Origin of the sequence: Billgrantia saliphila (assembly GCF_002930105.1) — a bacterium.
Taxonomy (GTDB): domain Bacteria; phylum Pseudomonadota; class Gammaproteobacteria; order Pseudomonadales; family Halomonadaceae; genus Halomonas; species Halomonas saliphila.
Genome location: NZ_PJRN01000001.1, coordinates 185,089 through 199,943, shown reverse-complemented (window position 1 = coordinate 199,943; position 14,855 = coordinate 185,089). Strand labels below are relative to the sequence as shown.

General features: G+C 64.8%; 18 protein-coding genes. 7 read left to right on the top strand and 11 right to left on the bottom strand.

The window, feature by feature from the left end; genetic code table 11:
- Window positions 1–182: 182 nt before the first annotated feature.
- Window positions 183–1,367 carry a cell division protein ZapE gene (gene zapE / locus CYJ07_RS00935; RefSeq protein ID WP_104201786.1) on the bottom strand — a complete coding sequence of 395 codons (1,185 nt, stop codon included), beginning with the start codon at window positions 1,365–1,367 and terminating at the stop codon, window positions 183–185.
- A gap of 206 nt (window positions 1,368–1,573) precedes the next feature.
- Between zapE and CYJ07_RS00930 the strand changes: the two genes are divergently transcribed.
- Window positions 1,574–2,023 carry a Z-ring associated ZapG family protein gene (locus CYJ07_RS00930; protein ID WP_104201785.1) on the top strand — a complete coding sequence of 150 codons (450 nt, stop codon included), beginning with the start codon at window positions 1,574–1,576 and terminating at the stop codon, window positions 2,021–2,023.
- A 24-nt stretch (window positions 2,024–2,047) separates the two neighbouring features.
- Here the strand turns inward: CYJ07_RS00930 and CYJ07_RS00925 are convergent, their stop codons facing one another.
- Window positions 2,048–2,809, bottom strand: coding sequence for a Nif3-like dinuclear metal center hexameric protein (locus CYJ07_RS00925; RefSeq protein ID WP_104201784.1), 762 nt, complete (start codon window positions 2,807–2,809; stop codon window positions 2,048–2,050).
- A gap of 100 nt (window positions 2,810–2,909) precedes the next feature.
- On the opposite strand from CYJ07_RS00925, the gene CYJ07_RS00920 reads away from it, so the two are divergent.
- Window positions 2,910–4,094, top strand: coding sequence for a Do family serine endopeptidase (locus CYJ07_RS00920; RefSeq protein ID WP_104201783.1), 1,185 nt, complete (start codon window positions 2,910–2,912; stop codon window positions 4,092–4,094).
- Between the two features lie 33 nt (window positions 4,095–4,127).
- Here CYJ07_RS00920 and hisD read toward each other — a convergent pair whose 3' ends face one another.
- The 9 genes from hisD to CYJ07_RS00875 form a co-directional block, all read right to left on the bottom strand.
- A complete protein-coding gene (hisD, locus tag CYJ07_RS00915; RefSeq protein WP_104201782.1) occupies window positions 4,128–5,456 on the bottom strand; it encodes a histidinol dehydrogenase in 1,329 nt (442 codons plus the stop codon).
- Between the two features lie 54 nt (window positions 5,457–5,510).
- Entirely contained in the window at window positions 5,511–6,173 is a 663-nt protein-coding gene (gene hisG, locus CYJ07_RS00910) for an ATP phosphoribosyltransferase (protein ID WP_104201781.1), read from the bottom strand.
- A 35-nt stretch (window positions 6,174–6,208) separates the two neighbouring features.
- Window positions 6,209–7,471, bottom strand: coding sequence for a UDP-N-acetylglucosamine 1-carboxyvinyltransferase (gene murA, locus CYJ07_RS00905; RefSeq protein ID WP_104201780.1), 1,263 nt, complete (start codon window positions 7,469–7,471; stop codon window positions 6,209–6,211).
- Window positions 7,472–7,484: 13 nt separating this feature from the next.
- Window positions 7,485–7,754, bottom strand: coding sequence for a BolA family protein (locus CYJ07_RS00900; RefSeq protein ID WP_104201779.1), 270 nt, complete (start codon window positions 7,752–7,754; stop codon window positions 7,485–7,487).
- 129 nt (window positions 7,755–7,883) lie between these two features.
- Entirely contained in the window at window positions 7,884–8,219 is a 336-nt protein-coding gene (locus CYJ07_RS00895) for an STAS domain-containing protein (RefSeq protein WP_231489492.1), read from the bottom strand.
- Entirely contained in the window at window positions 8,216–8,872 is a 657-nt protein-coding gene (locus CYJ07_RS00890) for an MlaC/ttg2D family ABC transporter substrate-binding protein (protein WP_422666931.1), read from the bottom strand. The genes CYJ07_RS00895 and CYJ07_RS00890 overlap by 4 nt, the downstream gene beginning before the upstream one ends.
- A 52-nt stretch (window positions 8,873–8,924) precedes the next feature.
- Complete coding sequence (gene mlaD / locus CYJ07_RS00885) at window positions 8,925–9,389, bottom strand: outer membrane lipid asymmetry maintenance protein MlaD (RefSeq protein ID WP_104201777.1); 465 nt, start codon at window positions 9,387–9,389, stop codon at window positions 8,925–8,927.
- A gap of 37 nt (window positions 9,390–9,426) precedes the next feature.
- Window positions 9,427–10,206 carry a lipid asymmetry maintenance ABC transporter permease subunit MlaE gene (mlaE, locus tag CYJ07_RS00880; RefSeq protein ID WP_422666930.1) on the bottom strand — a complete coding sequence of 260 codons (780 nt, stop codon included), beginning with the start codon at window positions 10,204–10,206 and terminating at the stop codon, window positions 9,427–9,429.
- Window positions 10,206–11,018, bottom strand: coding sequence for an ABC transporter ATP-binding protein (locus CYJ07_RS00875; protein ID WP_104202023.1), 813 nt, complete (start codon window positions 11,016–11,018; stop codon window positions 10,206–10,208). The genes mlaE and CYJ07_RS00875 overlap by 1 nt, the downstream gene beginning before the upstream one ends.
- Before the next feature lie 140 nt (window positions 11,019–11,158).
- On the opposite strand from CYJ07_RS00875, the gene CYJ07_RS00870 reads away from it, so the two are divergent.
- From CYJ07_RS00870 to lptA, 5 genes are read left to right on the top strand one after another with little or no spacing between them, the layout of a single operon-like run.
- Window positions 11,159–12,106: a calcium/sodium antiporter gene (locus CYJ07_RS00870; protein ID WP_104202022.1), complete on the top strand. Its 948-nt coding sequence runs from the start codon at window positions 11,159–11,161 to the stop codon at window positions 12,104–12,106.
- 31 nt (window positions 12,107–12,137) lie between these two features.
- Window positions 12,138–13,154: a KpsF/GutQ family sugar-phosphate isomerase gene (locus CYJ07_RS00865; RefSeq protein ID WP_104201775.1), complete on the top strand. Its 1,017-nt coding sequence runs from the start codon at window positions 12,138–12,140 to the stop codon at window positions 13,152–13,154.
- Window positions 13,155–13,177: 23 nt separating this feature from the next.
- Window positions 13,178–13,735, top strand: a complete 558-nt coding sequence (locus CYJ07_RS00860) for a KdsC family phosphatase (protein ID WP_104201774.1) — start codon at window positions 13,178–13,180, stop codon at window positions 13,733–13,735.
- A gap of 14 nt (window positions 13,736–13,749) precedes the next feature.
- Window positions 13,750–14,346: an LPS export ABC transporter periplasmic protein LptC gene (lptC, locus tag CYJ07_RS00855; RefSeq protein ID WP_104201773.1), complete on the top strand. Its 597-nt coding sequence runs from the start codon at window positions 13,750–13,752 to the stop codon at window positions 14,344–14,346.
- Window positions 14,343–14,855: a lipopolysaccharide transport periplasmic protein LptA gene (lptA, locus tag CYJ07_RS00850; protein ID WP_104201772.1), complete on the top strand. Its 513-nt coding sequence runs from the start codon at window positions 14,343–14,345 to the stop codon at window positions 14,853–14,855. Before lptC ends, lptA begins: the two co-directional genes overlap by 4 nt.

Below are 14,855 nucleotides of genomic sequence, written 5' to 3'. Positions count from 1 at the left end.
ACCCCACCGCGTCGAAACGCGCTTCAGGATCGTCCCTATTTTTCTTGGTTGTCGACGCCGATAGCGGCGACAACGGTCGAGGAGCGCACATTCTACACGACTCGCGCGTCCGGAGTAAGGGGATTGATAGCGAAAAGTCGGGTTCGCTCCACGCCCCGCCGCCAGATGACGGCATGTTCCGTCTAGGGCTTGTGGGGCAGCGCCAGATACTCCTGCGACTGCATTTCCTGCAGCCGCGACAGGGTGCGCTGGAATTCGAATTCCAGGCGTCCATCGGCATACAGCTGCTCGGCCGGCACCTCGGCGGACATCAGCAGCTTGACGCCCCGGTCATAGAACTCGTCGACCAGGTTGATGAAGCGTCGGGCCTGGTCGTCGGTCGCCGCTCCCATGCGCGTGACATTGGATACCAGCACGGTATGGAACTCACGCGCCAGCTCTATGTAATCGTTCTGGCTACGCGGGCCGTCACAGAGCTCGCGGAACTCGAACCAGACCACATCGTCATGCAGGCGCCGAGCATGAAGCACGCGTCGATTGACCTCGATCGCTACATCGACCTCGCCATCGTGCCCTGCAAGCTCACGGAAGCTGCGGGCCAGTTCACGCTCCGCCGCCTCGTCCAGAGGCGCATGGAAGATCTCGGCACGCTCCAGCGCACGCAGTCGATAGTCGATCCCCGAGTCGACGTTGACCACCTGGCAATGTCGCTTGAGCAGCTCGATGGCGGGCAGGAAACGCGCCCGCTGCAAGCCATCCTTGTAAAGCTCGTCTGGCACGATATTGGAGGTCGCCACCAGCACGACGCCGCGCTCGAACAGCGCCTCCAGCAGGTTGGCGAGTATCATGGCATCGGTGATGTCCTTGACGAAGAACTCGTCGAAGCAGATCACCCGCGCCTCGGCGGCGAACTTGCCGGCGATGAGCGTAAGCGGGTTTTTCTCGCCCTTGTAGTGCTCGAGTTCGTTGTGCACCCGCTGCATGAAACGGTGGAAATGGGTGCGCATCTTGTCGGGAAACGGCAGGGAGTCGTGAAAGGTATCGACCAGGTAGGTCTTGCCTCGTCCCACGCCACCCCAGAAATAGAGCCCCTGGATAGTCGGCAGCACCGGCTCCTGCGAGCTTTTGTCACGCTTGCCGAACAACCCCGCCATTTTAGACTTCAGCCCGCGCCCGGTGGTCACCGCTCGCGGCTCGGTACGCGGCGAGGCCACGAGTTGGTCGTAGAGACGCTGAAGGTGCTCCACCGCCCGCTCCTGGGCTGGGTCGTACTGGAAGTCGTCGCGCTCGAGGTCGGCGCGATAGCGCGCCATCGGCGTGCTGGGGCCGGCCGAACGGGTCTCCGCGGGAGTCGCAGTCGCGCTCATGGCAGAATCCTTGCTTATCTTGGCTCGTCTCGATAAGCCAAGCATTATACGCATCCGGCTCGTCGCGCGCAGGAAAATGGTCGACGCCCGCCCCGGCGTTGACCCGCCCGGCGCCAACGCTTCTATAATGGGCCGCCAGGCGGCTTGCGCATCGCCAACGACTCGCGACCTAACGAGCTGCGGGTATCTAGCATCAGGAGAACCATGTGGATTACGGCAACGTGAACTGGATTGTAGCCATCGTCAGCCTGCTGGCCGGCCTGGGTATCGGAGCGGCATGCTATCGCTACTTCGCAACGTCGGCGAACCAGCAACAAGCCTTGCGCCGCCAACTGGCCGAACGCGAGCGTGAGTTGAGCGAGCTGCGCAAGGGCATGAACGAGCATTTCAGCCAGGTGGGCATGATGGTGGGCAATCTCCAGCGCGAGATGCGCACTCTGGAGCATCGCCTGACCGAGGATGCCAGCACGCTGCACTGCGAGCCGCCGGGTCGCCCCCGGCTCGACGCTGCCGACCGCCCCGCCCTGACCGGCCAGGACGACGATATACCGGCGCCTCGCGACTATGCCGACGGCACCGGCGGCACGCTCTCGGAGGACTTCGGTCTCAAGCCGAGCAGCGACAGGAGCGTGGATCCCCAGCCGCCGCGCTACTGAGATCTGCGGCGGGCCGAGGTGCGGTCAAGCCGGGTTGTCGATGTCGATGAAGCGATGCTCGACGCCGAACTCCCGCGACAGCCACTCGCCGAGTGCCTGCACGCCATAGCGTTCCGTGGCGTGATGGCCGGCCGCCAGATAGTGAATGCCCAGCTCGCGCGCCAGGTGCGTGGTGCGCTCGGAGATTTCACCGGACACGAAGGCATCGGCACCCGCCTCCCAGGCCTGGGTGATCATGTCCTGCGCACCGCCGGTGCACCAGGCGACGCGGTGGATATCACCGCCCCCCGGCGCCTCGATGAGCAATGGCTGCCGCCCCAGGCTCTCGCCGATATGTTCGGCCAACGCCGCAGGCGAACGTGTCGCGGGCAGCCGGCCCAGCCAGACTAGCCCCTTGCCGATCTCGCCATCGGCGCAGCCATCCACCTCGAAGCCGAGGTGTCGAGCAAGCTCGGCGTTGTTGCCTAGCGTCGCATGGGCATCGAGCGGCAGATGGTAGGCCAACAGATTGATATCGTTGAGCAGTAGAGTCCGGATGCGGCGCTGCTTGATTCCGGTAATGGGGATGGGCTCGTTCTTCCAGAAATAACCATGATGGACCAGCAGCAGGTCCGCCTCCCACGCCACCGCCTCGTCGAGCAGTGCCTGGCAGGCGGTCACGCCACTCATGACCCGACCGACGGCGTCACGCCCCGCCACCTGCAAGCCATTGACGGTGTAATCCTTAAAAGTCGAGGCATCGAGCAGCGTATCGCAAGCCCGTACCAGCTCGTCTCGCGAAATCATCCAGGCCTCCGGACAGCGGTTCGGTGTCAATGTTACACTTCTTGCCATTGTACCGACTGGGCGGGATGCCTTCGACCGTCCGCCGACCAGGAAGCGCCGCATGCGTCGTTCTCTCATTGCCTACGCCTTGCCCGTCGTCATCGGCGTGCTGCTGGCCATTGTACTGCTCAACACCTTTCCCCAACTGCTACGCCATTCAACGGATCCCGACGAGGCTCGACAAAGCGCAGCGCGCCCCGCGCCGGAGCTCCAGCAAGCCGCCCCGCTAAGCCGCAGCGAAGGTCCGGTCAGCTACTCGGAAGCCGTCGAGAAGGCCGCCCCGGCGGTGGTGAACATCTACTCCTCCCGAGTGGTGGCGCGCGAAGAGCACCCCATGATGTCGGACCCTTTCTTTCGCCAATTCTTCGGCGAGGACTTGCCGAGTCAGCAGCGGCTGCTGTCGAGCCTGGGCTCGGGCGTCATCGTCAGCGAAGACGGCTATGTGCTGACCAACCATCACGTGATCGATGGCGCCGACGAGATTCAAGTGGCGCTGCGCGATGGACGCGAGACGTTGGCGGAGGTGATCGGTACCGATCCCGAGAGCGACCTGGCCGTGCTGCGCATCGAGCTGGACGATCTTCCAGTGATTCAGATCGCCGACAGCGAGGGCGTGGCGGTAGGCGACATCGCCATGGCCATCGGCAATCCGTTCGGCGTGGGGCAGACCGTCACCATGGGCATCATCAGCGCGACGGGGCGTAGCCATTTGGGCCTGAGCGCCTATGAGGATTTCATTCAGACCGATGCCGCCATCAATCCCGGCAATTCCGGTGGCGCGCTGATCAATGCCGAGGGTGCCCTGGTGGGTATCAACACGGCGATCTTTTCCCGTTCGGGAGGCTCTCAGGGCGTCGGCTTCGCCATCCCCACGCGCCTGGCGCGCACCATCCTCGACGCCTTGGTGACCCAAGGCAGAGTAATCCGCGGCTGGCTGGGCATCGAAGCCCAGGAGATGACGTCCGACCTGGCCGCCTCATTCGGCCTGCAGACCCCACGGGGGGTGGTGATCTCCGGCGTGGTGCCCGACGGCCCCGCCGACCAGGCCGGCCTGCGCCCGGGCGACGTATTGCTGGAAGTGGATGGCCGACCGATACTCGACGCCAGGGCGGCGATGAGCGACATTGCCGCCATCCAGCCCGGCGCCACCCTGCCGCTGACCGTGGTTCGCAGCGGCGAGAAGCTCACGATCGACCTGGAAGTGGGCGAGCGCCCGCTACCGTCGAGCCGGCGAACCGAGCGCTGACAACCGCCCTGAGGCGACGCCTCAGGTGGAGCGCTATGTCTTGGACGAGGTACGATACTCTGCGGAGCGAGCATGCGCCGTCAACGACTCGCCGCGTGCCAGCACCGAGGCCACGCGACCCAGCGTCGCGGCGCCCTGCTCGGAGCAGTGGATGATCGACGAACGCTTCTGAAAGTCGTAAACCCCCAGCGGCGAGGAGAAACGCGCCGTGCCGGAAGTCGGCAGCACATGGTTGGGACCGGCACAGTAGTCGCCCAGCGCTTCGGCGGTGTAGCGCCCCATGAAGATAGCCCCCGCATGGCGGATCTGCGGTAGCAGCGCATCCGGATCGGCCATGGAAAGTTCAAGGTGTTCCGGCGCGATGCGATTGACCAGCTCCACCGCTTCGTCCCGATCGCGGCAGTGGATGAGCGCTCCGCGACGCGACAACGACTCTCGCACGATCGTCTCCCGATCCAGCGTCGGCAGCAACCGCGCGACTGCAGCCTCGACCTCGGCCAGATGATTGGCATCCCAGCTCACCAGCAGCGCCTGGGCATCCTCGTCGTGCTCGGCCTGGGAGAACAGGTCCATGGCCAGCCACTCGGGATCGGTACCACCGTCGGAAACCACCAGGATTTCCGAAGGTCCGGCGATCATGTCGATGCCCACCTGACCGAATACGGCGCGCTTGGCAGTGGCCACGTAGATATTGCCCGGACCGACGATCTTGTCGACGCGCGGCACGCTCTCGGTGCCGTAGGCCAGCGCCGCCACCGCCTGGGCACCGCCGACGGTGAAGACATGGTCGACTCCGGCCAGGTGCGCTGCCGCCAGGACCAGCTCATTGAGCACGCCGTCAGGGGTCGGAACCACCATCACGATCTCGCGGACGCCGGCCACATGGGCGGGAATCGCGTTCATCAGCACCGACGACGGATAGGCCGCCTTGCCGCCGGGCACGTAGATGCCGGCCCGATCGAGCGGTGTGACCTGCTGTCCGAGCACCGTGCCGTCCGCTTCGACGTAAGACCAGGAGCCCGGCTTCTGACGCTCGTGATAGAGACGAATGCGCTCGGCGGCATGGGCCAGGGCCTCGCGCTGCTCGGCCGGCAGGCCGAGATAAGCCCGCTCCAGCTGCTCGGCGCCGAGGGTCAACTCGGTCATGGTCGATGCCGACAGGCGATCGAAGCGATTGGTGAACTCGATCAGCGCCGCATCGCCGCGCGAGCGGACCTCGGTCAAGATTTCGTTCACGCGCGTCTGCACGCCGGCATCGGAGACACCCTCCCAAGCCAGCAGCGCCTCGAGGCGCACCTCGAAGTCGGCGTCACCGGTCGACAGTCGGGCGATATCGACGGTATCGGCAAGGGTCTCGCTCATGATCGCTTTCGCCTCCAGGTGAATTGCTTGCGTCTATCTACATGCTGCATGGCATCAACCGGCTGTCGGCTCCACGCTCGACCGGCGTCGCTCCACCGCCTCGGAGAGTCGGGCGATCAGCGGCTTGAGGCGAGAGTGCTTCATGGTCATAGCCGCCTTGTTGACCACTAATCGGGTGCTGATCGGCGCGATCAACTCGCGTGGCGACATGCCGTTGGCGCGCAAGGTATTGCCGGTATCGACGATGTCGACGATCTCATCGGCCAGATTCATCAACGGCGCCAGCTCCATGGCGCCGTAGAGCTTGATCACCTCGGCCTGTATACCCTGCTCGGCATAATAGCGTCGCGCCACGTTGACGAACTTCGTGGCCACCCGGCGCCGTGCCCGCGCCGGCTTGGCACCGTCGATACCGGCGGTCATCAGCTTGCACCTGGCGATCTCCAGATCCAGCGGCTCGTAGAGCCCTTCAGCGCCATGCTCGAGCAGCACATCCTTGCCCGCCACGCCCAAGTCGGCCGCCCCCAGCTGCACGTAGGTCGGTACGTCGGTGGCGCGAATGACCACCAGCTTGACATCGGGCAGATTGGTATCGAACAGCAGCTTGCGGCTCTTGCTCAGGTCCTCCGCCGGCACGATACCCGCATCGGCCAGAAGCGGCAGGGTCTCGTCGAGGATACGGCCCTTCGACAGGGCCAGAATCAGTTGCTTGCTCATGGTCTCGCCTATGATCGGAACGCTGCGCGGCTCACTCAGCCGGGAATGCGACGAATCTTTGCTCCCAGCAGTTGCAGCTTCTCTTCTATGCATTCGTAGCCGCGATCGATGTGGTAGATGCGATCCACCAAGGTCTCGCCGCTCGCCATCATCGCCGCGATGACCAGCGATGCCGAGGCACGCAGATCGGTCGCCATCACCGGCGCGCCGGATAGCCGCTCGACCCCGGTGATCAGCGCCGCATTGCCCTCCAGCGCGATGTTCGCCCCCATGCGGTTCAGTTCCTGAACGTGCATGAAGCGATTCTCGAAGATGGTCTCGACCACCCGCGAGGTACCGTCGGCCACGGCATTGAGGGCCACGAACTGAGCCTGCATGTCGGTGGGGAAGCCGGGATAGGGAGCAGTGCGCACGTTGACGGGATGCGGTCGGCGCCCCTCCATGTCCAGCTCGATCCAATCCTCGCCGGTGCGGATCCGGGCACCCGCCTCTTCCAGCTTGGCCAGTACCGCCTCGAGGATATCCGCCCGCGTGTTGCGCACCCGCACACGACCGCGCGACAACGCGGCGGCCACCAGGAAGGTGCCCGTTTCGATACGATCGGGCATCACCTCATGGTAGGCGCCGTGCAGGCGCTCGACGCCCTCGATGACGATGGTGTTGCTACCGTGGCCCTGGATCTTGGCCCCCATCTTGATCAGGCACTCGGCCAGATCGACGACCTCAGGCTCGCGCGCAGCATTCTCCAGCACCGTGGTGCCTTCCGCCAGCGCCGCGGCCATCAGCAGATTCTCGGTGCCGGTCACGGTGACGGTATCGAAGAAGATGGTCGCGCCCTTGAGGCGATTGTCGACGCGAGCCCGGATATAGCCGCTCTCGACGCGAATCTCCGCCCCCATGGCCTCGAGCCCACGGATATGCAGGTCCACCGGTCGCGTGCCGATCGCGCACCCGCCCGGCAGCGAGACATCGGCGTGACCGAAATGCGCCAGCAGCGGGCCGAGCACCAGGATCGAGGCACGCATCTTCTTGACCAGCTCGTAGGGGGCATGGCAATCGCGCACCTGGGAGCCGTCGAGTTGGATGGTCATCTTCTCGCCCATGACCGGCTCGACGCCCATGCGCCCCAGCAGCTCGAGGGTGGTGGTGATGTCCTGGAGGTGTGGCAGGTTGCCGATGGTTACCGGCTCGTCGGCCAGCAGGGTCGCACATAGTATGGGTAGCGCCGCGTTCTTGGCACCGCTGGCCCAGACCTCGCCGTCGACGGGGCCATTGCCGGTAATGATCAACTTGTCCATGGAGATTCGACCGTCAGCCGCCCTGGCGGCGCGAAGCCGCATTTTCCGGCGCATCAGCCCACTGCGCCGGCGTATAGGTCTTGATACTCACGGCATGCACGGCCCCGGAAGCGATCTCCTCCGACAGCGCACCGTAGATCAGCTGTTGCCGCTTGACCGGTGACAGGCCTTCGAAGACATCGCCCACGGCGATGACCTGGAAGTTGCAGCCTTCACCCTGGATATGAAAATCGCAATCCTCGAGGCGTGCCTCGAGCAGCGCCTTGACGTCACTGGGTTGCATGTAGTTCGGAACTCCTTCGGCCGAGAGAAGCAGCACGCGATCCACGCGGAATCGCCGCCGAGACGAGAATTCCTACATGGTAAAGAAAAGCATCGCGCTTGGCGATGCCGGGTAGGGAGGTCGCCGCCGTCAGGTTCGTGCGGCCAAGGGCAACAGGTCGTCGAGACCGGCCACCCGGGTCAGACGTTCCAGCGGCGGCGACAGCCGGACCTCACGAATCGTGACATCGGCGGCACGAGACCGGCGCGTCCACTCCAGCAGTACGCTCAATGCCGCGCTGCTGACCCGCTCGACACCGCACAGGTCGAGCGTGATACGCGTGCCGGCGGGCCGGGTGGCCAACCAGTCGGCGCCGGTTTCCGCCAGCGCCGCGGCGATCTCGAAATCGACATCGCCACTCACGGCCAGCCCCTCCGGGGAGGCTGCGAGCTGCACGCCGCCACGCTCGAGCAGGCGCTGGATCATGAGTTGCCGCCTTCTTCCAATTCTTCGGCGGCAAGCTCCGGCGACCAGTTGTTGATCACCGCATCATAGTCGCGGCCTTGCTCGCGCATCGCCTGGTCGAATTGATTGCGGAAAGTCAGGCCCAGGTTGATGCCGTTGACGATGACATTGACCACCTTCCACTCCCCATCGGAGAGCCGCATCGTATAGCTGACCGGGTAGGCGGTGCCGTCCATCGCCACCACTTCCATGGCCACTGAAGCCTGATCGTCGTGGCGCGGCGGCCGCTGGCTGTCCAGCACTCGCAACTCACGGTAATCGAAGGTGACCAGGCCTTTGGTGTAGGTATCGATCAAGGTTTGGCGGAAGGTATCGACGAAGCGCGAGCGCTGCTGGGGCGAGGCATTCTGGAAATACCGCCCCATCACGCTGGCCCCGATGTAGCGAAAGTCGGCGATGTCGTCGAGGCTTGCATCCACCAGAGCCTCGAGTTCATTGAGATTGTCGGCGTAATAGTCCTTGCGCCCTTCGATCTGGCTCATCAATTCGTCGATGCTGTCGCGAATAACCTGATCGGGGCTGCGCTCGGGAGCGGCCTCCGCCGAGGAGAGCCCGAACAACGCCAGGCACAGGCCGAGCAGCAGGCGGCGAAAGGATGCGTGCAGGAGAATCATCTGGCTCATGGGAACCTCTAACGGGAGAATCGGTGAATGACGCGAAGCGAACTCAATCGTTGACCATATTGGACACGAATTGCTGTATGAGTTCTTCGAGCACGATGGCCGACTGGGTATCACGTATGGTGTCGCCATTGCCGAGCATTTCGGGATCACCGCCGACGGAGAGGCCGATATACTGCTCACCGAGCAGACCGGCGGTAAGGATCGATGCGGTGGTATCGCGCGGAAGCTGATCCTCGAGCTCCGCATTCAGCTCTAGCACGACGCGGGCGTCGTACCACTCTCTGTCGAGCTCGATCGCCGCGACCCGGCCGACCGTGACGCCGGCCATGGTGACCCGGGCACGCGGCTTGAGGCTGCCGATGTTGGCGAAGTTGGCCTCGAGTCGGAAGGTATCTTCCGGCACACCGAAGGTCAGGCCGCTGACCCGCAGCCCAAGGAACAACAGCCCCAGGATGCCGGCTAGCATGAATAGCCCGACTCCCAGCTCCATCGTCTTGCTGCGCCTCATTGCGTCACTCCGTCAGTCGCCAGAAAACGTGTCTTCATCAGGAAAAGCCTCCAAACATCAGCGCAGTCAGCACGAAATCCAGCCCCAGTACGGCCAGTGAGGAATACACCACCGTGCGCGTCGTGGCGCGTGAGATTCCCTCCGAAGTCGGCACCAGGTCATAACCCTGGAAGACTGCAATCCAGGTCACCACGAGGGCGAAGACCAGGCTCTTGACCAAGCCGTTGCCGATATCCTCGATGAAACCTACGCTGGCTTGCATATTGCTCCAATAGGAGCCTTCGAAAACGCCCAGCCACTCGACGCCGACCAAGTAGCCGCCATAAATGCCGACCACGCTGAAACCGACAGTCAGCAACGGCAGCGCCACGAAACCGGCCCACAGGCGCGGCGCCACGACGCGCCGCAGTGGATCCACGCCGATCATTTCCATGCTCGTCAGCTGTTCGGTGGCCTTCATAAGGCCGATCTCCGCCGTCAGCGCCGAGCCCGCACGACCGGCGAACAGCAGCGCGGCCACCACTGGCGACAGCTCGCGCAGTAGCGATAGCGCCACCATCTGTCCCAGCGCTTGCTCGGCGCCGAAGTCGACCAGGATGGTATAGCCCTGGAGGGCCAGCACCATGCCGATGAAGAGGCCCGAGACAAGCACGATGGCCAGCGACAACACACCGACGAAATGCATCTGGCTCAGCCAGAGCGACCAGCCCTCGCGTGACGGTATGCCCAGCATCGATTGCCCCAGAAACAGCCCGGAGCGCCCCAGTGCCTCGAGCACATCGCAGCTGCGCCTCCCGAGGCCGCGGAGATGCTCCATCATGGCCGCGCCTCCAGACTGAGGATGTCATCGAAGAAATCGCCGGCCGGATAATGAAACGGCACCGGTCCGTCGGGTTCGCCATGAATGAACTGACTGACTCGAGGATCCTCGTGGCTGTCGAGGGAATCCGGCGTGCCGTGCGCCATCACTTGTCCGTCGGCGATCACGTAAACGTAGTCGGCGATGGACAGCGTTTCCTGAATGTCGTGCGAGACCACGATGGAAGTGAGTCCCAGCGCCTCGTTAAGTCGCTTGATCAGCTGTACCAGCACGCCCTTGGAAATCGGGTCCTGCCCCACGAAAGGTTCGTCGTAGAGCACCAGTTCCGGGTCCAGTGCAATGGCGCGAGCCAGCGCAACGCGACGCGCCATGCCGCCGGAGAGTTCGGCCGGCATCAGCCCACGAGCTCCACGCAACCCCACCGCCTGCAGTTTCATCAATGCCAGATCGCGGATCATCGTTTCGGGCAGGTCGGTATGCACACGCAGCGGGAACGCCACGTTCTCGAAGACGCTCAGGTCGGAGAACAGCGCACCGCTCTGGAACAGCATGCCCATGCGTCGTCGTAGGCGAAACAGGGTCCGACGCGAGAGGGCATGTACGTCCTGATCATCGATGACGACCCGGCCGGCATCGGGAACGAGCTGGCCTCCGATCAACTTCAGCAGCGTGGTCTTGCCGGTCCCGCTGGGCCCCATGATGGCAGTGATCCTGCCAAGGGGTACCTGAAGATCGACGCCACGAAAGATGTCCTTCTCGCCGCGCGAGAAGTGCAGGCCCTCCACCCTTACGAAAGGGGAACCGATCATGGCAACACCCGTCGAAAAATTATCGAACATCGTATCCTAACTCGGTCGCGCGGCGCTAGCCCAACCCTCGCCAGCGCTTGCACCATGGCGTCCGAACACGTCTAATGGGCGCCCTCATCCTCGACCCAAACGCTATCGCCATGCTGCTTCCACTACTGATGGTCGCCATCGGCCTCGTTGGGCTCACCTGGAGCGCCGACCGCTTCGTCGGGGCCGCCGCCGCCACTGCGCATCGCTCCGGCATGAGCGCCATGCTGGTCGGTATGACGGTGGTTGCCCTGGGCACCTCCGCGCCCGAGATGGTCGTCGCCGTCTTCGCCGCGCTCGATGGTGTGCCCGACCTGGCCACCGGCAACGCCCTCGGCTCCAATATCGCCAACATCGGTCTGGTACTGGGCGTCACGGCGCTGGTTCGCCCCATCCCGGTTCCCTTCTCGCTGATCAGACGCGAGTTGCCGCTACTGCTCGGCGCCACTGGGGTGGCGGGTTATGCTTTAGCCAACGGCATCCTCGGACGCTTTGATGCCCTGGTATTGCTCTCCCTGCTGGTTTTCAGCCTTTGGTGGCTGATACGCGCCGATACGCCCGACACTCACCCAGCTAACGAGATACCCGCCATGACGCTGCCGCAAGCGCTGGGCTGGGTGGTGCTCACCCTGGCCCTGATGATGCTTAGCTCTCGCGCTCTGGTATGGGGCGCAAGCGAGATGGCACGCAGCCTTGGCGTCAGCGAATTGGTCATCGGACTGACCGTGGTGGCGGTCGGTACCAGTCTGCCGGAACTGGCTGCCTGCGTGGCCAGCGCAGTGAAGCGTCACCACGATCTGGCGATAGGCAACGTGGTCGGCTCCAATCTGTTCAATCTACTCGCCGTCCTGCCGATCCCCGCCATCCTGGCACCGGGCCCGGCAAGCCCCGAGGCGGCCAGTCGCGACTACCGCGTCATGCTGGTGCTGACCCTCGCCATGGCCTTGGTCCTGCTATGGCAGCGCCAGGGGCGCCTCGGCCGGGTGCCAGGCGGCCTCTTCCTGGCGGTCTATGCCGGCTACCTCGCATGGCTCGGCCTGCACGGCGGTGTCAGCCCTTGAGTGAAATCCCACAACGGGCAACAATCTCACCATGACCAGAGACCGCTCCCCCCCAACCTCTTGCGCCGACATCCCCTCGACCGGGTCGCCGCTGCGAGACAGCGCACGCCGCACCCTCGTGATCGAGGAGCAGGCCATTGCGACGCTCGCCGACAAGCTGGACAGCCACTTCGATCATGCCTGCGAGCTGATTCTCGCCTGTCAGGGTCGCGTGGTGGTGACGGGAATGGGCAAGTCGGGCCACATCGGCGGCAAGATCGCCGCAACCTTGGCCAGTACCGGCACCCCGGCGTTCTTTGTCCACCCCGGCGAAGCCAGCCACGGCGACCTGGGCATGATCACGCCCGGCGATGTGGTACTGGCGCTGTCGAACTCCGGCGAAACAGGCGAGGTCACGGCGCTGCTCCCTCTGCTCAAGCGCATCGGCACACCGCTGATCAGCATGACCGGGCGCCCCGACTCGACCCTGGCCCGACATGCCGACGCCCACCTGGATGCCGGCGTGGAGCGCGAGGCCTGCCCTCTGGACCTGGCGCCTACCGCCTCGACCACTGCCGCCCTGGCCCTGGGCGATGCGCTGGCCGTGGCGTTGCTCGAAGCGCGCGGCTTCACCGCCGAGGACTTCGCCCGCTCGCACCCGGGCGGCAGCCTGGGCAAGCGATTGCTGCTGCGGGTCGACGACTTGATGCACCAGGGCGACCGAGTCCCCCGCGTGCCGTTGGGCAGCCCGCTACGCGACGCGCTGCTGGAGATCACCCGCCAGGGGCTCGGCTTCACCTGCGTCGTCGACGAGGAGGATCATCTGATCGGCGTCTATACCGATGGCGATCTGCGCCGCACGCTCGACCAGTATCAGGATCTCAGTGGCCTGAGGGTCGACGAGGTCATGACGTGCCCGGGCAAGCGAATCGCCCCCGACCTGCTGGCGGCCGAGGCGGTGCGTATCATGGAGGACAACCTGATCACGGCACTCGCCGTGGTCGACGACGAAGGGCACCCGATCGGCGCCCTGCACATGCATGATCTGCTGCGAAGCGGCGTGATCTGACGCCCCCAATCCAAGGAGAGCCCATGGCGCTGGCCAATCCCACCCTTCCTCCCCAGCTTCTCGACCGCCTGCGCCGGATCCGCCTGCTGGCGCTGGATGTGGACGGTGTGCTGACCGATGGACGTCTCTACTTCCAGGCCGACGGCATGGAAATCAAGGCGTTTCATACCCAGGACGGCCTGGGCATCAAACTACTGCTTCGCGCCGGCCTGCAGGTCGCCCTGCTGACCGGGCGCGAATCTCCCATGGTCAGCCATCGGGCCGCCGCCCTGGGCATCGACCACGTTTTCCAGCGCTGCGAGGACAAGCTAGCCACCCTGCGTGAACTCTGCTCCCGCCAAGGATTGCACCTTGAGCAGGTCGCCTACTGCGGCGACGACCTGCCAGATCTTGCACCCATGCAGCGCTCGGGCATCGGCATTACCGTACCCGGCGCCCCGCCCTACATCCGCGCCCTGGCGGATCATGTGACCGAGCGCAGCGGTGGACACGGCGCGGTGCGTGAAATCTGCGATATGCTGCTCGAGGCCCAGGGCCATCGCGACGCCATCGTCGACACCTATCTTCACGCTCGCCGTTGAGGATCACCAACGTCATGCCTCGCCTGCCGCGTCCCTCGTTTCGCATCTGGCTGTTCCTGCTGCTGCTTGCGCTGGGCGGATTGCTGACATGGCTGGACCCATGGCAGGCGCCGCCCCCCGGACCGGTGCCCACCGACGAAGCCGGAGAACCCGACTACTTCCTGGAGCACGCCCGGCTGACCCGCTTCGACATCGAGGGCCAGGCCCACCAGCGCCTGGAGAGCCCGCGCCTGGTCCACACGCCCCACGACGACGTGACCCGGATGGTCACGCCACTGGCGCACCTCTACGACCGCGACGACCGCCTGTGGATCGCCAGCGGAAACGAGGGGCGTCTCGGCCCCGGGGGCAACCCGCTGACGCTAACGGGCGATGCGCGCCTGTTCGCCCCCGAAGAGCGCTGGCAGCTCGATACCGAGATACTGCACTTCGACGCCAACACCGGGCACGCCTGGAGCGACACTCCAGTCCTGCTCCAGCAACCGCCCCAGCGCATGCGCGGCGACCGCTTCGATGCCTGGATCCATGACAACCGCGCTCGTTTGACCGACAATGTGCGCGGCCATCATCCGCCCGACCATGCCGCCAACCACGAGGAGTCCGAACCATGACGCGACCCGCCCTGCTGATGGCCCTCGCGCTCAGCGGTCTCGCTTTCATCGCCGCGCCTGGGCTGGCGCAGCAACCCGATTCCGAACAACCCATCGAAGTCGAAGCCGACCGACTCGACCTCGACGACAACGCCGGCACGGCGGTTTATACCGGCGATGTCGAGATCCGCCAGGGCAGCATGCTCCTGACCGGCGACCGGGTCGAGATGCGACGCAACGCGGCTGGAGAACTGACCCGCGCCGCGGCACGCGGTGACCGCGCCTACATCGAGCAGCAGCCCAACCCCGACGAACCGGTGGTGCGGGGCTGGGGACGCACGATCATCTATCACGTCGCCGAACGCCGCGTGGAACTGATCGACCGCGCCGAGCTGCACCAGGGGGGCGACACCTTTACCGGCGGCTATCTCGAGTACTTCCTCGACCGTCGCGTGGTTCAGGCTCGCGCCCAGGGCGAAGGCGTCGAAGGTAGCCAGCGCATTCGCATGACTCTGCAGCCGGAGCGTTGA